Annotated in this window: 23 protein-coding genes; 13 read left to right on the top strand and 10 right to left on the bottom strand. The window is 63.7% G+C overall.

Annotation, left to right across the window (positions count from 1 at the left end; genetic code table 11):
• The first annotated feature begins 54 nt into the window (after positions 1 to 54).
• The 7 genes from OE856_RS09575 to OE856_RS09545 all read left to right on the top strand — a co-directional run bounded on the left by OE856_RS09575 (position 55) and on the right by OE856_RS09545 (position 6,348).
• A complete protein-coding gene (locus OE856_RS09575) occupies positions 55 to 819 on the top strand; it encodes a class I SAM-dependent methyltransferase (RefSeq protein ID WP_263715865.1) in 765 nt (254 codons plus the stop codon).
• A gap of 225 nt (positions 820 to 1,044) precedes the next feature.
• On the top strand, positions 1,045 to 1,605 hold the full coding sequence (locus OE856_RS09570; protein ID WP_263715864.1) for a F0F1 ATP synthase subunit delta: 561 nt from the start codon (positions 1,045 to 1,047) through the stop codon (positions 1,603 to 1,605).
• Positions 1,606 to 3,144 carry a F0F1 ATP synthase subunit alpha gene (gene atpA, locus OE856_RS09565; protein WP_263715863.1) on the top strand — a complete coding sequence of 513 codons (1,539 nt, stop codon included), beginning with the start codon at positions 1,606 to 1,608 and terminating at the stop codon, positions 3,142 to 3,144. It abuts the gene before it with no gap.
• A gap of 21 nt (positions 3,145 to 3,165) precedes the next feature.
• Complete coding sequence (locus OE856_RS09560; RefSeq protein WP_263715862.1) at positions 3,166 to 4,038, top strand: F0F1 ATP synthase subunit gamma; 873 nt, start codon at positions 3,166 to 3,168, stop codon at positions 4,036 to 4,038.
• Between the two features lie 18 nt (positions 4,039 to 4,056).
• Entirely contained in the window at positions 4,057 to 5,481 is a 1,425-nt protein-coding gene (atpD, locus tag OE856_RS09555; protein ID WP_263715861.1) for a F0F1 ATP synthase subunit beta, read from the top strand.
• Positions 5,482 to 5,491: 10 nt separating this feature from the next.
• The gene (locus OE856_RS09550; RefSeq protein WP_263715860.1) at positions 5,492 to 5,887 is read left to right on the top strand and encodes a F0F1 ATP synthase subunit epsilon; all 396 of its coding nucleotides are present in this window, start codon (positions 5,492 to 5,494) and stop codon (positions 5,885 to 5,887) included.
• 113 nt (positions 5,888 to 6,000) lie between these two features.
• The gene (locus OE856_RS09545; RefSeq protein ID WP_263715859.1) at positions 6,001 to 6,348 is read left to right on the top strand and encodes an H-type lectin domain-containing protein; all 348 of its coding nucleotides are present in this window, start codon (positions 6,001 to 6,003) and stop codon (positions 6,346 to 6,348) included.
• Between the two features lie 5 nt (positions 6,349 to 6,353).
• On the opposite strand, the gene OE856_RS09540 is transcribed toward OE856_RS09545, so the two are convergent.
• Positions 6,354 to 7,376, bottom strand: a complete 1,023-nt coding sequence (locus OE856_RS09540; RefSeq protein ID WP_263715858.1) for a ribose-phosphate pyrophosphokinase — start codon at positions 7,374 to 7,376, stop codon at positions 6,354 to 6,356.
• 104 nt (positions 7,377 to 7,480) lie between these two features.
• Here OE856_RS09540 and OE856_RS09535 point away from each other — a divergent pair, with 104 nt between their 5' ends.
• The gene (locus OE856_RS09535; protein WP_263715857.1) at positions 7,481 to 8,080 is read left to right on the top strand and encodes a 2-hydroxychromene-2-carboxylate isomerase; all 600 of its coding nucleotides are present in this window, start codon (positions 7,481 to 7,483) and stop codon (positions 8,078 to 8,080) included.
• On the opposite strand, the gene OE856_RS09530 is transcribed toward OE856_RS09535, so the two are convergent.
• The 6 genes from OE856_RS09530 to OE856_RS09505 all read right to left on the bottom strand — a co-directional run bounded on the left by OE856_RS09530 (position 8,077) and on the right by OE856_RS09505 (position 12,410).
• Positions 8,077 to 8,550: a YcgN family cysteine cluster protein gene (locus OE856_RS09530; RefSeq protein WP_263715856.1), complete on the bottom strand. Its 474-nt coding sequence runs from the start codon at positions 8,548 to 8,550 to the stop codon at positions 8,077 to 8,079. The two genes, OE856_RS09535 and OE856_RS09530, sit on opposite strands and share 4 nt — an antisense overlap.
• A complete protein-coding gene (locus OE856_RS09525; protein ID WP_263715855.1) occupies positions 8,547 to 9,485 on the bottom strand; it encodes a bifunctional riboflavin kinase/FAD synthetase in 939 nt (312 codons plus the stop codon). Before OE856_RS09525 ends, OE856_RS09530 begins: the two co-directional genes overlap by 4 nt.
• A gap of 36 nt (positions 9,486 to 9,521) precedes the next feature.
• Positions 9,522 to 9,962 (bottom strand): MaoC family dehydratase, encoded by a 441-nt coding sequence (locus tag OE856_RS09520; RefSeq protein ID WP_263715854.1) that lies wholly within the window; start codon positions 9,960 to 9,962, stop codon positions 9,522 to 9,524.
• Positions 9,963 to 10,084: 122 nt separating this feature from the next.
• On the bottom strand, positions 10,085 to 10,957 hold the full coding sequence (locus OE856_RS09515) for a TIGR01459 family HAD-type hydrolase (RefSeq protein ID WP_263715853.1): 873 nt from the start codon (positions 10,955 to 10,957) through the stop codon (positions 10,085 to 10,087).
• A 106-nt stretch (positions 10,958 to 11,063) separates the two neighbouring features.
• The gene (locus OE856_RS09510) at positions 11,064 to 11,426 is read right to left on the bottom strand and encodes a DUF1294 domain-containing protein (protein ID WP_263715852.1); all 363 of its coding nucleotides are present in this window, start codon (positions 11,424 to 11,426) and stop codon (positions 11,064 to 11,066) included.
• Between the two features lie 63 nt (positions 11,427 to 11,489).
• Entirely contained in the window at positions 11,490 to 12,410 is a 921-nt protein-coding gene (locus OE856_RS09505; RefSeq protein ID WP_263715851.1) for a manganese-dependent inorganic pyrophosphatase, read from the bottom strand.
• Between the two features lie 156 nt (positions 12,411 to 12,566).
• Here OE856_RS09505 and OE856_RS09500 point away from each other — a divergent pair, with 156 nt between their 5' ends.
• From OE856_RS09500 to groL, 3 genes are all read left to right on the top strand, one after another.
• On the top strand, positions 12,567 to 13,259 hold the full coding sequence (locus OE856_RS09500; protein WP_263715850.1) for a DUF2161 domain-containing phosphodiesterase: 693 nt from the start codon (positions 12,567 to 12,569) through the stop codon (positions 13,257 to 13,259).
• A 173-nt stretch (positions 13,260 to 13,432) separates the two neighbouring features.
• A complete protein-coding gene (locus tag OE856_RS09495; RefSeq protein ID WP_263715849.1) occupies positions 13,433 to 13,720 on the top strand; it encodes a co-chaperone GroES in 288 nt (95 codons plus the stop codon).
• A gap of 47 nt (positions 13,721 to 13,767) precedes the next feature.
• On the top strand, positions 13,768 to 15,408 hold the full coding sequence (gene groL / locus OE856_RS09490; protein ID WP_263715848.1) for a chaperonin GroEL: 1,641 nt from the start codon (positions 13,768 to 13,770) through the stop codon (positions 15,406 to 15,408).
• A gap of 57 nt (positions 15,409 to 15,465) precedes the next feature.
• On the opposite strand, the gene OE856_RS09485 is transcribed toward groL, so the two are convergent.
• On the bottom strand, positions 15,466 to 15,918 hold the full coding sequence (locus OE856_RS09485) for an NUDIX domain-containing protein (RefSeq protein ID WP_263715847.1): 453 nt from the start codon (positions 15,916 to 15,918) through the stop codon (positions 15,466 to 15,468).
• Between OE856_RS09485 and OE856_RS09480 the strand changes: the two genes are divergently transcribed.
• Positions 15,917 to 16,717, top strand: a complete 801-nt coding sequence (locus tag OE856_RS09480; RefSeq protein WP_318527634.1) for an alpha/beta fold hydrolase — start codon at positions 15,917 to 15,919, stop codon at positions 16,715 to 16,717. The genes OE856_RS09485 and OE856_RS09480 overlap by 2 nt on opposite strands.
• A 45-nt stretch (positions 16,718 to 16,762) precedes the next feature.
• Entirely contained in the window at positions 16,763 to 17,593 is an 831-nt protein-coding gene (locus OE856_RS09475; RefSeq protein WP_263715846.1) for a DMT family transporter, read from the top strand.
• Here OE856_RS09475 and OE856_RS09470 read toward each other — a convergent pair.
• Both OE856_RS09470 and purE read right to left on the bottom strand, forming a co-directional pair.
• The gene (locus OE856_RS09470) at positions 17,590 to 18,669 is read right to left on the bottom strand and encodes a 5-(carboxyamino)imidazole ribonucleotide synthase (protein ID WP_263715845.1); all 1,080 of its coding nucleotides are present in this window, start codon (positions 18,667 to 18,669) and stop codon (positions 17,590 to 17,592) included. The two genes, OE856_RS09475 and OE856_RS09470, sit on opposite strands and share 4 nt — an antisense overlap.
• Complete coding sequence (gene purE / locus OE856_RS09465; protein WP_263715844.1) at positions 18,662 to 19,150, bottom strand: 5-(carboxyamino)imidazole ribonucleotide mutase; 489 nt, start codon at positions 19,148 to 19,150, stop codon at positions 18,662 to 18,664. Before purE ends, OE856_RS09470 begins: the two co-directional genes overlap by 8 nt.
• Positions 19,151 to 19,168: the final 18 nt, after the last annotated feature.

Genomic DNA, 19,168 nt, shown 5'->3' with positions numbered 1-19,168 from the left:
TCCTCCGCATGGCTAAACTGCCCCCGACTGTTGCCGATCCTGGGACGGGCTGCAATGCATCTGGACGTGCTGGACCTGAGGAATTTCTACTACCGGACCAATCTGGGCCGGGTGGCTCAGCGTGCGATCCGCGATCAGGTGACCCAGATCTGGCCCGAGGCCAAGGGCCAGTGCGTGGCCGGGTTCGGCTTTGCCGTGCCGCTGCTGCGCCCCTATCTGCGCGAGGCGCGGCGGGTGATCGGGTTGATGCCGGGTCAGCAGGGGGTGATGCCCTGGCCCGCGGGCCAGCCGAACGTGTCGGTCCTGTGCGAGGAAACCAATTGGCCGCTAGGCACGGGCATGGTGGATCGGCTGATCCTGATGCACGGGCTGGAAACCAGCGAAAACCCCGCCGCCGTTCTGGAAGAGGTGTCGCGGGTGCTGGGGCCGGGGGGCAGGGCGCTGTTCATCGTGCCCAACCGGTCGGGCCTGTGGGCGCGGGGCGATGGCACGCCCTTTGGATTCGGGCGGCCCTATTCGCTAAGCCAGCTAGAGGCGCAGCTGAAATCGCACGGCTTTCAGCCCGAGCAGCACACCGCCGCCCTGTTCGCCCCGCCCAGCCACAAACGATTCTGGCTCAAGACATCGACCATGGCCGAGAAAGTCGGTCGCCGGATCAGTGGCTTCTATGCCGGCGGGGTTCTGATGGTCGAGGTGTCGAAACGGGTCTATCGCCCCGAGGGCCCTGGCCTGCCCGAGGCCGTCCGGCGCCCCCTGCGCGTGCTCGAAGGCCTGTCTCAGCCTGCGACCGGCCGAACGATAAAAACGAATCTCAGATGACGGATTTCCCTGTCTGAGCAGTCAAAAGTGCCGTAAGGTCATTTGTGATCACGATGTTAGCGCCAAATAAGCGCAAAGCGGTGTTCTTGAAGGTTGCTAGGTCGCAATCGCTCTGCTACACCCACGCCGATTTCGGGAGCGTGCCCGTCCGGGCGCGACACTTGAGCCGCCCCCCTGCTGCGCCCGCGGCAAAAAGGGGGGGCCTAAGACATCGGAAGGGTGGACGTGTCCGAACCAGCTTCGATCTCAGGTGGCATTGCCGCGCGCTATGCCAAGGCCATTTTCGACCTGGCCAAAGAAGATAAACAACTCAAAGCGCTTGAAGGCGATCTCGATGCATTGGAGGCCACCCTGGCCGAAAACGCCGAGTTTCGTGACCTGATCAGCTCGCCCGTTTATTCGCGCGATGATCAGGGCAAGGCCATTTCCGCGATCGCGGCCAAGATGGGTCTGTCGACCCTGGTGGCCAACTCGCTGGCCCTGATGGCTTCCAAGCGCCGCCTGTTCGTGCTGCCGCAGCTTGCGGCCGCGCTTCGCGGCATGATTGCCGACGAAAAGGGCGAAGTTACGGCCGAAGTTACCGCCGCCAAGGCGCTGACCAAGGACCAGCAGAACAAACTTGCCGCCTCGCTCAAGAGCAGCGTTGGCAAGGATGTAAAGATCAGCATGGCTGTTGATGAATCCCTCATCGGCGGTCTTATCGTCAAAGTGGGCTCGAAGATGATCGATACCTCGATCCGCTCCAAGCTCGCCGCACTTCAGAACACCATGAAAGAGGTCGGATAAATGGGTATCCAAGCAGCTGAGATCTCTGCGATCCTCAAGGAGCAGATCAAAAACTTTGGCCAAGAGGCCGAAGTCGCCGAAGTGGGCCGTGTGCTCTCGGTCGGTGACGGTATCGCCCGTGTGCACGGCCTCGATAACGTCCAGGCCGGTGAGATGGTCGAATTCCCCGGTGGCATCCGCGGGATGGCACTGAACCTCGAGGTCGACAACGTTGGTGTCGTTATCTTCGGTTCGGACCGTGACATCAAAGAAGGTGACGCCGTCAAGCGCACCAACTCGATCGTGGACGTTCCCGCCGGCGAAGCCCTGCTGGGCCGCGTGGTTGATGGTCTGGGTAACCCGATCGACGGCAAAGGCCCGATCGCGGCCACCGAGCGCCGCGTCGCTGACAGCAAGGCCCCGGGCATCATCCCGCGTAAATCGGTGCACGAGCCGATGGCAACCGGCCTGAAATCGGTTGACGCCATGATCCCGATCGGCCGCGGCCAGCGCGAGCTGATCATTGGTGACCGTCAGACCGGCAAAACCGCCGTTGCTCTGGACGCCATCCTGAACCAGAAATCGTACAACGACGCCGCCGGCGACGACGAATCGAAAAAGCTGTACTGCGTCTATGTCGCCGTCGGCCAGAAGCGTTCGACCGTTGCCCAGCTGGTGAAGAAACTGGAAGAAACCGGCGCGATCGACTACTCGATCGTCGTGGCCGCCACCGCGTCCGACCCGGCTCCGATGCAGTTCCTGGCTCCCTACGCCGCCACCGCGATGGCCGAGTACTTCCGCGACAACGGCCGCCACGCCCTGATCATCTATGATGACCTGTCGAAACAGGCTGTGGCCTATCGCCAGATGTCGCTGCTGCTGCGCCGCCCGCCGGGCCGCGAAGCCTATCCGGGCGACGTGTTCTACCTGCACTCCCGCCTGCTGGAGCGTTCGTCGAAGCTGAACGAAGACAATGGTTCGGGCTCGCTGACGGCTCTGCCGGTCATCGAAACCCAGGGCGGCGACGTGTCGGCCTTTATTCCGACCAACGTGATCTCGATCACCGACGGCCAGATCTTCCTGGAAACCGAGCTGTTCTACCAGGGCATCCGCCCCGCCGTGAACACCGGTCTGTCGGTTTCGCGCGTGGGTTCGTCGGCTCAGACCGACGCCATGAAGTCGGTCGCCGGCCCGGTTAAACTGGAACTGGCTCAGTACCGCGAAATGGCTGCCTTCGCGCAGTTCGGTTCGGATCTCGACGCCGCCACCCAGCGCCTGCTGAACCGTGGTGCCCGTCTGACCGAGCTGATGAAACAGCCGCAGTATTCGCCGCTGACCAACGCCGAGATCGTCTGTGTCATCTACGCTGGCACCAAGGGTTACCTGGACAAGGTTCCGGTGAAACAGGTTGGCCGCTTCGAGGCCGGTCTGCTGGCGCATCTGCGTCAGAAACACGCCGCCCTGCTGGCCGACATCACCAACAACGACCGTAAGGTCAAAGGTGAACTGGAAGACAAGATCAAAGCAGCGCTCGACGAATTCGCGAAAGACTTCGCCTGAGGGCGGGTAAGGACTGGATAGATGCCAAGCCTTAAGGATCTCAAAAACAGGATCGAAAGCGTCAAGTCGACGCGGAAGATCACCAAGGCCATGCAGATGGTCGCGGCGGCTAAGCTCCGCCGCGCCCAGGACGCTGCCGAAAGCGCCCGGCCCTACGCCGAACGCATGAACGCCGTTATGGGCGGTCTTGCGGCCTCGGTCGGTGGGTCGGACAGCGCCCCGAAACTTCTTTCGGGGACCGGCAGCGACAAGGTTCAGCTTCTCATCGTGATGACCGCCGAGCGTGGTCTTTGCGGTGGCTTCAACTCGACGATCGTGCGCCTGGCCCGCACCAAGATCGCCGAACTGCAAGCCGCTGGAAAAACGGTGAAAATCCTGACGGTCGGCAAGAAAGGCCGCGAGCAGCTCAAGCGTGACTACGCTGATCTGTCCGTCGGTCACGTCGATCTGAGCGAGGTCAAGCGTGTGGGCTATGCCAACGCGCAGGACATCGCCGCAGATGTGCTGAGCCGTTTTGACGCAGGTGAATTCGACGTTGCGACGATCTTCTACAACGAGTTCCAGTCGGTGATCAGCCAGATCCCGACCGCTCAGCAGATCATCCCCGCAAAGTTCGAAACCGCCGAAGGCGCCGAGAGCACCCTTTACGACTATGAACCGTCGGAAGAGGGCATCCTGGCCGATCTGTTGCCGCGTGGCGTGGCAACTCAGATCTTCGCCGCCCTGCTGGAAAACGGTGCGTCCGAACAAGGCGCCCGGATGAGCGCGATGGACAACGCCACGCGCAACGCTGGCGAGATGATCGACAAACTGACCATCGAGTTCAACCGTTCGCGTCAGGCGGTCATCACCAACGAGCTTATCGAAATTATTTCGGGCGCCGAGGCGCTCTAAAGGAACCGGAGACAAGACATGGCAAACGCAAAAGGCAAAGTGACCCAGGTCATTGGCGCCGTTGTGGACGTGCAGTTCGAAGATCAGCTGCCGGAGATTCTGAACGCGCTGACAACTGACAACAACGGCAAACCGCTGGTTCTCGAAGTGGCCCAGCACCTGGGCGAGAACACCGTCCGCACCATCGCTATGGACGCGACCGAAGGTCTGGTCCGTGGCGCGGCTGTGGTCGACAGCGGCGCACCGATCTCGGTGCCGGTTGGCAACGCCACCCTGGGCCGTATCCTGAACGTCATCGGCGAGCCCGTTGACGAAAAGGGCCCGGTCAGCGCTTCTGAGAAACGCGCGATCCACCAGCCCGCACCGGAATTCGCCGAGCAGTCGACCAGCTCGGACATCCTGGTGACCGGCATCAAGGTCATCGACCTGCTGGCCCCCTACTCGAAGGGTGGTAAGATCGGCCTGTTCGGCGGCGCCGGCGTGGGCAAGACCGTTCTCATCATGGAACTGATCAACAACATCGCCAAAGTGCACTCGGGCTTCTCGGTGTTCGCTGGTGTTGGTGAACGGACCCGTGAAGGCAACGACCTGTATCACGAGATGATTGAATCGGGCGTTATCAAGCCGGACAACCTGGAAGAATCGCAGGTGGCCCTGGTTTACGGCCAGATGAACGAACCTCCGGGGGCCCGTGCCCGTGTTGCTCTGACCGGCCTGACCCTGGCCGAGCAGTTCCGCGACCAGTCCGGTACCGACGTTCTGTTCTTCGTCGACAACATCTTCCGCTTTACCCAGGCTGGTTCGGAAGTGTCGGCTCTGCTGGGTCGTATCCCCTCGGCCGTGGGCTACCAGCCGACGCTGGCCACCGACATGGGCGCCCTGCAGGAACGCATCACCTCGACCAAAGCTGGCTCGATTACCTCGGTGCAGGCCATCTACGTTCCCGCGGACGACCTTACCGACCCCGCGCCGGCAACCTCGTTCGCCCACCTCGACGCCACGACCGTTCTGTCGCGTGCGATCTCGGAACTGGGTATCTACCCGGCCGTTGACCCGCTCGACTCGACCTCGCGTATTCTTGACCCCGCCGTTGTGGGTGAAGAGCACTATGGTGTGGCTCGTGAAGTCCAGGGCATCCTGCAGAAGTACAAGTCGCTGCAGGACATCATCGCCATTCTGGGCATGGACGAACTGTCGGAAGAGGACAAGCTGACCGTGGCCCGCGCCCGGAAAATCCAGCGTTTCCTCTCGCAGCCCTTCGACGTTGCGAAAGTGTTCACCGGTTCGGATGGTGTGCAGGTTCCGCTGGAGAAAACCATCGCCTCGTTCAAGGCGGTTGTGGCCGGCGAATATGACCACCTGCCCGAAGCTGCGTTCTACATGGTCGGTGACATCGACGAAGTGATCGCTAAAGCCGAGAAAATGGCTGCTGAAGCAGCTTAAGGAGTGATTGATGGCTGAGACCATGCAATTCGATCTGGTGTCGCCCGAACGGAGCCTTGCTTCGTTCGCCGCGACCGAAGTCCAGATCCCTGGCGCCGAAGGCGACATGACCGCGATGCCGGGTCACAGCCCGGTCATCACCACGCTGCGTCCGGGCGTTGTCCGGGTCAAGGCGGCGGACGGCGACAAGAACTATGTCGTCACCAGCGGTTTCGTCGAAGTGACCGCCTCGTCGGTGTCGGTGATCGCAGAGCGGGCGCATGCCGGCTCTGAGGTGACCAAGGCCGATCTCGAGGACGTGATCGCCGAAGCCCGCGCGCGGGCCCAGGCCGCCGCAGCCGAGGACAAGGACGGTGCCGAAAAGTTCGTCGCCGACCTGGTTCACCTGCTGGACGACATGGACTGATCCGAATATTCGGCTCAAAGTATTGAAAAGGCCCCGCTTTGGCGGGGCCTTTGCCTTTTTTATTGCCTATTCTCGGCGAAATCGTTTTCTACTCTGGGTATCGGAGGAAGATGATGAAGAAGATTGACGGCCGCTGTGTCGGCGTGGATCAGGGCAGCCATATCCTGTTTTCGGATTTCGAGGATGATGGCGAGATGTGGTCAGGCACCGGCGCGCGCGCCGTGCGCCGCCGTGTCGACTTTGCCCAGGCCTTCATCGCCATCCCCAGCGTGCAGGTCAGCGTGTCGATGTGGGATATGGATCAGAAAACCAATTTCCGCGCCGATATCTCGGCCGAGGACATCGCCGCCGACGGATTCACCATCGTGTTCAAGACCTGGGGCGACACGCGCGTGGCGCGCATCCGGGCCGACTGGATGGCGATCGGCCCGGTGGGGTTCGATGATGACTGGACGCTATAACGCGATCAGGAATTGACCTGGTAGAGCCCCTCGTAGATCGGCACCAGGGTATTGGTGTCGAACAGCGACGACACGCTGGTGCCGTGCCAGATGTTGAGGATCGCCTGGGCGAACATCGGTGCGGTCGGCACGATGCGGATGTTCGGGGTGTTCAGGATCGCGTCGGTCGGTTCGATCGAGTCGGTGATGACCAGGCTTTTCATGACCGAGTTGCTGATGCGTTCGACGGCGGGGCCCGACAGGACGCCGTGCGAGATATAGGCGTGCACCTCGGTCGCGCCGGCATCCATCAGCACCTCTGCGGCCTTGCACAGCGTGCCGGCGGTGTCGCAGATGTCATCGACGATGATGCATTTCTTGCCGGTGACATTGCCGATCACGGTCATCTCGGCCACTTCGCCCGGCTTTTCGCGGCGCTTGTCGACGATCGACAGCGGCGCGCCGATGCGCTGGGCCAGCTCGCGGGCACGGGCCACGCCGCCCACGTCGGGCGACACGATCATCAGGTCGTCCATCTGACCCTTGAAGTGGTGCTTGATGTCCAGCGCAAAGATCGGAGAGGCATAGAGGTTGTCGACGGGGATGTCGAAGAAGCCCTGGATCTGGGCGGCGTGCAGATCCATGGTCAGAACCCGCTCGATGCCGGCCTCGGCAATCAGGTTGGCCACCAGCTTGGCCGAGATCGGCGTGCGGGCCTTGGTGCGGCGATCCTGGCGGGCATAGCCGAAATAGGGGATCACGGCGGTGACGCGACCAGCGGACGAGCGTTTCATCGCGTCCGAGATGATCAGCAGTTCCATCAGGTTGTCATTCGCCGGGCGCGAGGTCGACTGGATGATGAACATGTCTTCGCCGCGCACGTTCTCGTAAACCTCGACAAAGATCTCCTGGTCGTTGAACCGCTCGACCCGGGCATCGACCAGGTCGATGTTCTTGCCGCGATGCATAGAGATGCGGCGCGCGATGGACGTGGCCAGCGGGCGGTTGGCGTTACCGGAGATCAGCTTGGGTTCGTTCATGGTGGGCATTGCGGCAGGTCCAGATGTCAGAGGATGTGACAGAATCGTGAGTTTGACACCGCTTACCACCCGGTTACGGTCTTGCAAACCTTGACCCGGAACGAGGCGGAAAAATGTCCCATATTGACTACTACTTTTCGGTCCTGTCGCCCTTTGCCTACCTGGCCGGCGACCGCATGGAAACCATTGCCGCCGCGCATGGGGCTACGATCACCTACAAACCGATCGATATCGGCGCGCTTTTCCCGCGCAGCGGCGGCGTGCCCTTGCCCCAGCGCCCCGAGGCCCGGCGCGCCTATCGCCTGAAAGACCTGCAACGCCAGTCGGCGCGGCTGGCAATGCCGCTGACCCTGCAGCCCGCGCATTTCCCCACCAACGCCGCGCCCGCCTCTTATGCGATCATCGCCGCGCAGGCGGCGGGCGGCGGTGATACCGGTGCGTTGGTGCGTGCGGTGCTGCGCGCCTGCTGGGCCGAGGACAAGGACATCGCCGATGACCAAGTGATCCGTGCGTGCCTGATACAGGCGGGGTTTGACGCCGGTGTGGCCGACAAGGGCCTGTTGCTGGGCGCCGAAACCTATGCCCGCAACCTTGAGGATGCCGTCGCCGCCGGTGTGTTCGGATCGCCCTTTTATGTGGTGGATGGGGCAGAACCGTTCTGGGGCCAGGACCGCCTGAATGATCTCGACGATCACCTGCGGGGCGCGTCTTAAAGATCGTCCTCGATCACGTAATCTTCCCATTCCTCGACGGGAATATCCATCTCGGGCACGGTCCAGCCGCGCACCGAAATGCCCGCGCGATGCACGCTGTCCGCGTCGCCCGAAATCAGCGGGTGCCAGTCTTGCAGGGCCTTGCCCTCATGCAGCAGGCGATAGGCGCAGGTGCGGGGCATCCAATAGGCGATGTCGGGCAGGGTGGCGGGCGTCAGAACCACGCATTCGGGCACGATGGATTTGCGCACCTCGTAATGGGCGCAGCGACAGCTGTCGTCATCCAGCAGCCGGCAGGCCACGCGGGTAAAGACCACCTCGCGCGTGTCCTCGTCTTCCAGCTTGTTCAGACAGCATTTGCCGCAGCCGTCGCACAGGGCCTCCCACTCGCGCGGGGTGAGGTTGCGCAGCGGCACCCGTTCCCAGAACCTGTCGCGCAGCCCGTCGCGGCGGATCGGGTCGCGGCTCATAGCGCGGCCAGGATGTCGCGGGCGCGGGCGCAGTCGTCAGTCATCTGAGCGATCAGCGCGTCCAGCCCGTCAAAGGCCATCTCGGGGCGCAGGAACTCGACCAGCGCAACCGACAGGTGCTGGCCGTAGAGATCGCCGTCGAAATCAAAGAGGAAGGTTTCACAGTTGGGCATGTTCTGCCCGAACATCGGCCGTACCCCGATCGAGGCGGCGCCGTCATAGCTGCCCGCCTGCGGGCCGGTCAGGATATCGACCTTGACCGCATAGACGCCAAACCGCGGCGGGTGCAGGCCGGTGATCGACATGTTGGCGGTGGGAAAACCCAGCTCGCGCCCACGCTTTTCGCCATGGATCACCTCGCCCTCGATCCGGTGCCAATGGCCCAGCATCGCGGCGGCCTCGCGGGTCTCGCCCTGCGACAGCGCGTTGCGGATCGCCGTGGAGGACACCGCGCCCGACTGGCCTTCCAGCAGCTCGACGGCCGTGACGCCAAAGCCCATCTGCGCGCCGAACCGTTCCAGGTCGCGCACCGCGCCCTTGCGGCCCTTGCCGAAACAGAAATCGGCCCCCACGACCACATGCGCGGCGCCCATGCCATCGGCCAGAACCTCGCGGGCGAAATCCTCGGGGGTAAAGGCGGCCATGCGGGCGTCAAAGGGGAACTGATACAGATGCTCGACCCCCAGCTTGGCCAGCCGGTTCGACTTGGCCTCGGCATTCATCAGCCGAAAGGGCGGGGCGTCGGGGGCAAAGAATTCGCGCGGGTGGGGCTCGAACGTCAGGATGCCCAGCGGCGCATCGGCATCCGTGGCGGCCGCGCGGGCAATGTCGATCACCCGCTGGTGGCCCAGATGCACACCGTCGAAATTGCCGATCGCGACAGCGGCGCCGCGATCAGCCGGTTTCAAGCCGTTCCAGGAGGTAAAGGTCTTCATCATCCCCCGACCTGCCGGATCCGGCAGCGTGTCAGCCTAGTTGCGGCGCGGCGCCAGAACCTGTGCCTCGCCCTTCAGGACGACCGTATCGCCCACCGCGCAGCGACAATCAAGGGTCACGCGGCCTTTTGCGGGGTCAATCTGGGTGACGGTCACGGTGGTGACGACCACGTCACCCGGCCGCACCGGCGCCTTGAACTGCAGCGACTGGGCCAGATAGATCGTGCCATGGCCCGGCACCTGTTCACCGATCACCGCCGAGATCAGCCCAGCGGTCAGCATGCCATGGGCGATGCGGCCCTTGAACATGGTGGCATTGGCATAGTCGTCATCCAGATGCACCGGGTTCCGGTCGGTGGAAACCTCGGCGAACATCTCGATGTCCTTGTCGGTGACTTCCTTGGACAAAGAGCGCGTCAGCCCGACCTCGAGGTCTTCGAGATAGATGGTGCCGCGGGTGATGGTATCGGTGGTCATAGGTCGTTCCCGTTCTTGAGCAGATGCGCAGCGCATAACCGAAACCGGCAGTCTCGGCAATCCGCCGCGCAATGATTGATCGGATGTGGCGAAAAGGGCGCAACTATGTTGCGCGGCCGATCCTAGCGCAGCATCCCGATTGAATAGGTCGGCGAGATCTGACGTTCCGCCAGATAGGCCTCCAGCGCCTGCGGGTCGGGCTGCCCGTCGCGGGTGCGGGTGTCCTCTGCCGCCAGGCCGCCGGTGATGAACAGGCAATCCAGATCCTCGCCCTGCGCGCCCTGAATATCGGTGCCGATGCCGTCGCCGATGCACAGGATGCTGTCGTCGGGGATCTTGGCGATCTGCGACAGCCGCCGCCGCGCCAGGTCATAGATCGGCGGATGCGGCTTGCCGAAATAGAGGCTCTCGCCGCCCATCTCGGTGTAAAGCTGCGCGATGGCGCCGGCGCACCATTCGCGGGTCTCGCCGCGATCGACCACGATATCGGGGTTGGCGCACAGCAGTTTCATCCGCTTTTGCTTGGCATAGAGCAACTGCGGCTCGACGGCGCGCGGGTCGGCCAGCGGATCGAACGGGCCGGTGCAGACGATGCCCTCGGCCTCGGTCAGATCGACGCGGGTGATCTGGGCAGGGTTCTCGATGATCTGGATCGGGTCGAAAAAGCTGGTCTCGGTCGGGTCGCCGATGAAATAGACCTTATTCCCGACCACGCCCCGAAACATCGCGGCGCGTGCGCTGTCGCCCGAGGTGGCGATCGTATCCCAGGCGCCGCGGTCGACGCCGATCATGTCCAACTGCTTTTCGACCGCACCGCGATGGCGCGGAGAGTTGGTGACCAGCACCACGATACCGCCCTTGGCACGATAGGCCTTAAGCGCCTCGACCGCCTCGGCAAAGGGGCGGCGCCCATCATGCACACAGCCCCACAGATCGACAAACAATGCCTCGTAGGGGGCAGAGATATCGGACAGGGCGTTGATGATCTGGGTCATGTCAGGGCCTTTCGACAGTCGCTTGTTGCTCTCCGTATGCCATTCCCGGGGACGCCAAGCCATGGCAAATATGGCCGAGGCGGAAACATCCGGCCCGGGCGCGCCTTTAGCCGCCGACGCTTTTGAAAAACCGGGGTGTTGTACCTCTGTCCGGGGCAGAGGGGGTGAGGTCGGGAATAGGCAGCCCACCTCCGAACGTCACCAGCAGCCACAGCATCAGTGCCAGAAACAGGTTCACCCCGATCATGGTGTTCAGCATCCACCCAAAGGGCTGTTTGCGGGTCTTGTGGCGGATCATCCGCTGGCCCAGCTTTAGTGCGGGCCAGCCCCCGCAAGCGGCCAGCGTCAGGAAGGTGGTTTCCGACACGCGCCATCCGCGCTGACGGGCCTGGTGTTTGTCCCATGCGAACAGCACGAACGACCAGAGATTGACACCAAGCAGGGCCAGCGGCCAGAGCATGATATTCATATGATACTCGTAAGAAAAAAGGCGCGCCCGATCGGGCGCGCCTAAAACATGGTCAGACCCGGATCAGAGAGTCAGGTTCGGAATGATCTGCTTTTTGCGCGACATGATGCCGGGCAGGACAACGGTGTCGCCGCTGACAGTCGCGCCAAACGATTTCTCGGCCACGGTTTTCACCAGGTCGTTGGGCACCAGCAGGGTGGCCTCTTCCTTGATGATGTCGACGACGAACAGCAGCACCTCGTCCACGCCATCTTCGGCGGCGACGGTCTTGAAGCTTTCCATCAGGCTGGCTTTGCGGTCCAGCGGGATCTGCGGCGCGGTGGTTTCCAGAACCGAGACGCGGAATTTCTTGCCGCCCACTTCGTATTCCTTCGAATCCATGCGGATCAGCTCGGCATCCGAAAAGGCCGACACGTCCGACTTGGCGGCGAACAGCTCGGCGGCATAGTCGGCGACGTTCACGCCCAGATCGGCGGCCAGCGCGGCCACGACTTCGCGGTCACGGTCGGTGGTGGTGGGCGAGCGGAATTCCAGCGTGTCCGAGATGATGCAGGACAGAGCGGCGCCCTTGATGGCGTCGGGCATCTTGGCGGCGTCGTCGCCCATCAGGTCGACCATGATGGTGGCGGTGCAGGCCAGCGGACGGATGGTGATGTCGATCGGGCCCTTGGTTTCCAGGCCGCCGACCAGCTTGTGGTGGTCGATGATCGCCTGGATGTCGGCGTCGTTGATGGCGTCGGGCAACTCGGCGGGGTTGTTGGTGTCAACGATCACGACCGGGGCGCCGGCCTCGACGCCGCTGATGATCTCGGGCTTGTCCAGGTTCCAGCGTTCCAGAACAAAGGCGGCCTCGGTGTTGGGTTCGCCCAGCAGCTTGGCTTCGGCGGGGGTGCCTTTCACCTCGGTCAGATACCAGGCCCAGACGATGGGCGAGCCGGTCGAGTCGGTGTCGGGGGATTTGTGGCCGAATACTTGGATGGTCATGATGATTGTCCGGTTATGTGTCGATTTCGGCGTTCTTATAGGCGGCGCGGGCGCGGTTGTCACGCACGCTAGCGCTGACAGATGTGGTGCAAATGCTGCACTGCCGCGAAAATCGAGCGCCTTGCGCGGCGGGGCAGGGCGCGAAATAGTGGTGACATGAGCAAACCCCGCGAAACAGACCTCTACGCGCCGCTCAAGGCGTTCCTTGTGGCGCAGGGCTATGAGGTCAAGGCCGAGGTCGCCGCCGCCGATCTGGTGGCCTGTCGCGGCGACGAAGAGCCGGTCATCGTCGAGATGAAAACCGGCTTTACCCTCAGCCTGTTTCACCAGGCCGTGGCCCGGCAGGCGATTTCCGATCTGGTCTATATCGCGGTGCCGCGCGGCACCGGGCGCCGCTATTCCCGGTCGCTGGCCGAGAACCGCGCGATGTGCCGGCGCCTGGGCCTGGGTCTGCTGACGGTGCGGCTGCGCGACGGGCTGGTCGAGCCCCATCTCGACCCCGCGCCCTACCAGCCGCGCAAATCGGTGGCGCACCAGCAGCTGATGCTGCGCGAGTTCGCCCGCAGGGTGGGTGACCCCAATACCGGCGGCATGACCCGCGCCAAGCTGGTGACCGCCTATCGCCAGGATGCGCTGCGCTGTGCCGCGCATCTGCGGGCGAACGGCCCGACCAAGGGCGCGCATGTGGCCCGCGCCTGCGAAGTGCCCAATGCCACGCGGATCATGGCGACCGATCACTATGGCTGGTTCCACCGGATCAGCCCCGGCATCTATGACCTGACCCCCAAGGGCACCGAGGCTTTGGGCGTCTATTCCGACACTTTGGCAATGCTTGAACAGAGCCCCTGAAAACACGGCAGAAAATGCTGCTGTGCAGCATTCCGGCGCCCCGGAAATTTGCCGGAATTTTTTCCGGGGGGCACTGTTGACTCACCCATGGGCCACCCTTAACTACGCTCCGTTAGCACTCGATAAGGATGAGTGCTAATCAGGGATTAACATGAACCAAGGAGCGTTCAGAAATGGCATTCACTCCGCTTCACGACCGCGTGCTGGTCGAGCGCGTTGAGAGCAACGAAAAAACCTCGGGTGGTCTGATCATCCCCGATAGCGCCAAAGAAAAGCCCGCCGAGGGCGTGATCGTGGCCGTTGGCGCCGGCGCCAAGGATGAAGACGGCGACCGCATCGCCATGGACGTGAAAGTTGGCGACCGCGTGCTGTTCGGCAAATGGAACGGTCAGGAAGTCACCATCGACGGCAAAGAGCTGCTGATGATGAAAGAGTCCGACATCATGGGCATCCTGTCGTAAGACAGCCGCCTTTTCACGAAATTCCAATTTAGTTCAGGAGCAAGCAAATGGCTGCTAAGGACGTCAAGTTCAACACCGATGCCCGCAACCGCATGCTGAAAGGCGTGAACATCCTTGCGGATGCCGTCAAGGTGACCCTCGGCCCCAAAGGCCGCAACGTTGTCATCGACAAATCGTTCGGTGCCCCGCGCATCACCAAGGACGGTGTGTCGGTTGCCAAGGAAATCGAACTGGAAGACAAGTTCGAAAACATGGGCGCGCAGATGGTGAAAGAAGTCGCCTCGCGCACCAATGACGAGGCCGGCGACGGCACCACCACCGCCACCGTACTGGCCCAGGCCATCGTCAAGGAAGGCATGAAATCGGTTGCCGCTGGCATGAACCCGATGGATCTCAAGCGCGGCATCGACCTGGCCACCGCCAAGGTCGTCGAGGCCATCAAGGCCGCTGCCCGCCCCGTCACCGACAGCGACGAAGTTGCCCAGGTCGGCACCATCTCGGCCAACGGCGAATCCGAAATCGGCCGTCAGATCGCCGATGCGATGCAGAAAGTCGGCAACGAAGGCGTGATCACCGTCGAGGAAAACAAGGGTCTGGAAACCGAGACCACCGTCGTCGAAGGCATGCAGTTCGACCGTGGCTACCTGTCGCCCTATTTCGTCACCAACCCCGACAAGATGATCGCCGAGCTGGAAGACTGCATCATCCTGCTGCACGAAAAGAAACTGTCGTCGCTGCAGCCGATGGTTCCGCTGCTGGAATCGGTGATCCAGTCGCAGAAGCCGCTGCTGATCATTGCCGAGGATGTCGAAGGCGAAGCCCTGGCCACCCTGGTCGTGAACAAGCTGCGCGGCGGTCTCAAGATCGCTGCCGTCAAGGCCCCCGGCTTTGGCGATCGCCGCAAGGCCATGCTGCAGGACATCGCTATCCTGACCGGCGGTCAGGTGATCAGCGAAGACCTGGGCATGAAGCTGGAAAACGTCACCATCGACATGCTGGGTTCGGCCAAGAAAGTGGCCATCTCGAAAGAGGAAACCACCATCGTTGACGGTGCTGGCGAGAAAGCCGAGATCCAGGCGCGTGTCGCCCAGATCCGCACCCAGATCGAGGAAACCACCTCGGACTACGACCGTGAAAAGCTGCAGGAACGCGTGGCCAAGCTGGCTGGCGGTGTGGCCGTCATCCGCGTTGGCGGCATGACCGAAGTCGAAGTGAAAGAGCGCAAGGACCGCGTCGATGACGCTCTGAACGCCACCCGCGCTGCCGTGCAGGAAGGCGTGATCGTCGGCGGTGGTGTTGCCCTGGTGCAGGCCGGCAAATCGCTGGATGGCCTGACCGGTGCCAACGCCGACCAGGACGCCGGTATCGCCATCGTGCGCCGTGCCCTCGAGGCCCCGCTGCGCCAGATCGCCGAGAACGCCGGCGTTGACGGTGCCGTGGTTGCCGGCAAGGTGCGTGAATCGACCGACCTGACCTTTGGCTTCAACGCTCAGACCGAAGAATATGGCGACATGTTCAAATTCGGCGTGATCGACCCGGCCAAGGTGACCCGCACCGCGCTGGAGGATGCGTCTTCGGTTGCCGGTCTGCTGATCACCACCGAGGCCATGGTTGCCGACAAGCCGCAAAAAGAAGGCGCCGCCGGTGGCGGCATGCCCGACATGGGCGGCATGGGCGGCATGATGTAAGCCACCCGGCACAAGACTTGGGAAAGGGGGCCTTCGGGCCCCCTTTTTCGTGGCCGGTTACATCACCAGCCGTTCCAGCGGGTCATAGCTGGTGCAGCCGTCCCACTCGAACACCACCCGCGGCAGGCTGTCGGGCTTGTAGCGGATCGTGTTCAGCCCGGCGCGGCTAAAGAACTGCCGGTCGGTCACCACGCCGGCCGGATCGGTCCAGCGATGATCGACCGTGCCGCCAACCAGGCCGCAGCGAAAGAACAGCTCGACCTGGTGAAAGCCGCTTTTGGGATCGTGAAATTCATTGACCAGAACCAGCGCGCCCACGGTGATCGTCAGCCCGGTTTCCTCATGCACCTCGCGCATCAGATTGTCGGGAATCGACTGGCCGCGCTCGACCCCGCCGCCGGGTGCGCACCACAGATCGCTTTTGCCATTGGGAAAGGCATTGACCAGCAACACCCGGTCGTCATGCACGATCAGGGCTCGGGCGGCTAGTCGGGGGCTACGCGAGGTCATGACGCGCATCCTAGCCCTGCGCGGCGGGTCAGGAAAGCCCGACCTCGCACTATGGCAAAGCCATGCCTATATCGGCGGGATGCGGTGGATTGCGACCCTTGTCCTGATGCTGGTGCCGTCGGCCCTGTGGGCCGACTGCGTGGTAATGGTGCACGGGCTGGCGCGCTCGACCGGGTCATTCGCGGTGATGGCCGAGGCGGTCAAGGCGCGCGGCTATGATGTGCGGCGCGTGGGCTATCCCTCGACCAGCGCCCCGATCGCCGATCTGGCCGCGCTGTTGCCCAAGGCGGTGGAAAGCTGCCCGCCCGGCAAGGTGCATTTCGTGACCCATTCGATGGGGGGCATCCTGCTGCGGCAATGGCTGGCAGGTGCCGAGTTCGACCGGATGGGCCGCGCGGTGATGCTGGGCCCGCCCAATCACGGGTCGGAGCTGGTCGACAAGATGGGCGCCTGGCGGCTGTTCCAGGTGGTCAACGGCCCGGCGGGGATGCAGCTGGGCACCGGCCCCGGCGCCGTGCCGAACCGGCTGCCCGACGTCGCGTTTCCGCTGGGCGTGATCGCCGGCTATCGCAGCCTGAACCCGGCCTATTCGCAGATGATCCCCGGACCCGATGACGGCAAGGTCTCGGTCGCCTCGACCCGCGTGGCGGGGATGCAGGCCCATATCGCGCTGCCGGTCACGCATACCTATATGGCCAACAACCCGCTGGTGATCGCGCAGGTGATCACCTTTATCGAGACCGGCCATTTCGACCCCGCGATGGGCTATGCCGATGCCGTGGGCGTGATCCTGCCCTAGCGATCACCGATTGCGCGGATGCGGGGAACAAGGCAGGGTGGCGCCATGCGCCTGATCCTGCTGACCATTCTGACCATGATCGCCTTTGCCGCCAACTCGGTTCTGAACCGGCTGGCGCTAACTGACGGCGCCATGGGGCCAGCGGCCTTTGCGGCGATCCGGTTGGGGGCGGGGGCAGTGATGCTGGCCGTGCTGGTGCTGACCTCGCGGCGCGGCGGCATGGGCCTGTTTGGGCCGGGACGCGCCACCGGAGTGCTGTCGCTGACCCTCTATATGCTGGGGTTTTCCTTTGCCTATGTCAGCCTGCCCGCCGGGCTGGGCGCGTTGCTGCTGTTCGGCGGCGTGCAGGTGACGATGTTCGCGGGCGCGGTGATCGGAGGTGACGAGGTGCCGCCCCTGCGCTGGCTGGGCGCGGGCGTGGCATTTGCCGGGCTGGCGTGGCTGCTGTGGCCGGCAGGCGTGTCGGCCCCGCCGCTGGTGCCTGCGCTGCTGATGGCGGCGGCGGCGCTGGGCTGGGGCATCTATTCGCTGGTTGGTCGTGGCGCGGCCGACCCGCTGCAATCGACCGCGGCGAATTTCCTGCTGGCCGCACCACTGGCGGTGATCGTCTTTGCCCTGCGCCCCGATCAGGTCAGCGCCCAGGGCATGGCGCTGGCGGTGGCCTCGGGCGCGATCACCTCGGGGATGGGCTATGCGCTGTGGTATGCGATTCTGCCGTCACTGGGCGCCTCGCGCGCGGCGGTGGCGCAGCTGACCGTGCCGATCATCGCCATGGCCGGCGGCATGGCCTTTCTGGCCGAGCCGCTGACCACGCGGTTCGTCATCGCCGCCGCGTTGGTGCTGGGCGGGGTGGGCGTGTCGCTGATGCGGCGTTAGCCGCGCGCCGGGCCAAGGCGCCGGTTGGCGTGGCCCATCTTGCGGCCCGGTTTGACATCGGCCTTGCCATAGAGATGCAGCCCCACGGCCGGATCGCGCGCCAGATCGGGCACCAGGCCCATGTCATCGCCGATCAGGTTCAGCATCTGGATATCCGAGTGCCGCGATCCGTCGCCCAGCGGCCAGCCCACCACGGCGCGGATATGCTGTTCGAACTGGTCGATCATGCAGCCGTCTTGCGTCCAGTGGCCCGAGTTGTGCACACGCGGTGCGATCTCGTTCACGATCAGCCCCGCGCGGGTCACGAACAGCTCGACCCCCATCACGCCAACATAATCCAGCGCGTTCAGGATGCGCCCGGCCAGCAGCACCGCATCGGTGCGCTGGGCGCCGGTCAGATTGGCGGGCAGGGTGGTGGTGTGCAGGATGCCGTCTTTGTGGACGTTCTCGCCCGGGTCGAAACAGGCGACCTCTCCGGTGACGCCGCGCGCGGCGATCACCGACACCTCGTGGCTGAACTCGACGAACCCTTCCAGGATCGAGGGCGCACCGGCCATGGCGTCAAAGGCGGCATCGGCCTGATCGGGCGACATGATCCGCGCCTGGCCCTTGCCGTCATAGCCAAAGCGGCGGGTTTTCAGAATGCCGGGCGCGCCGACACTGGCCAATGCGGCGGTTAGGTCATCGCGCGTATCAACGGCGGCAAAGGGCGCGGTTTTCAGGCCCAGCCCGGCCAGGAATTCCTTTTCGGTCAGCCGGTCCTGGCTGACGCGCAGCGCCTCGCGGCCGGGGCGGATCGGGCGGATCGATTCCAGCACGTCCAGCGCCGAGGTCGGGATGTTCTCGAATTCATATGTGATGACATCGACGGCGGCGGCAAAGGCGCGCAGGGCGTCGTGGTCATCATAGGGGGCGGTGGTAACGGCATGGGCCACATCGGCGGCGGGCGGGTTGGCGCCCGGTTCATAGATGTGGCATTTGAACCCCAGCCGCGAGGCCGCGACCGACAGCATCCGGCCCAGCTGGCCGCCGCCCAGAATGCCGATTGTTGCGCCGGTTTGCAGCATCTCAGTCATCGCTGGGCTCGTCCGGGATAGAGGCTGACAGGGCGTCGCGCCAGGCATCCAGCCGCGCGGCCAGCGCCGGGTCGTTGATCGCCAGAATGCCCGCGGCCATCAGCCCGGCATTCGACGCGCCCGCAGCCCCGATGGCCATGGTCGCCACCGGAAAGCCCTTGGGCATCTGCACGATGGAATAGAGACTGTCGACACCCGACAGGGCCTTGGTTTGCACGGGAACGCCGATCACCGGCACGCGGGTCTTGCTGGCCATCATGCCGGGCAGATGCGCGGCGCCACCAGCACCGGCGATGATCACCTGCAAGCCGCGGTCGACGGCGGTTTTTCCATAGCTCCACAAACGGTCGGGGGTGCGGTGGGCCGAGACGATCTTGGCCTCATAGGCGATGCCCAGTTCATCCAGAATATCGGCGGCCAGTTTCATGGTCGGCCAGTCCGATTGACTGCCCATGATGATGCCCACTTTGACGTCGCTCATGCTGCCCTCGCTTGTTTG

This window comes from Actibacterium sp. XHP0104 (genome assembly GCF_025751515.1).
Taxonomy (GTDB): Bacteria; Pseudomonadota; Alphaproteobacteria; order Rhodobacterales; family Rhodobacteraceae; genus Actibacterium_D.
This window is presented reverse-complemented; position numbering and strand designations above follow the sequence as displayed.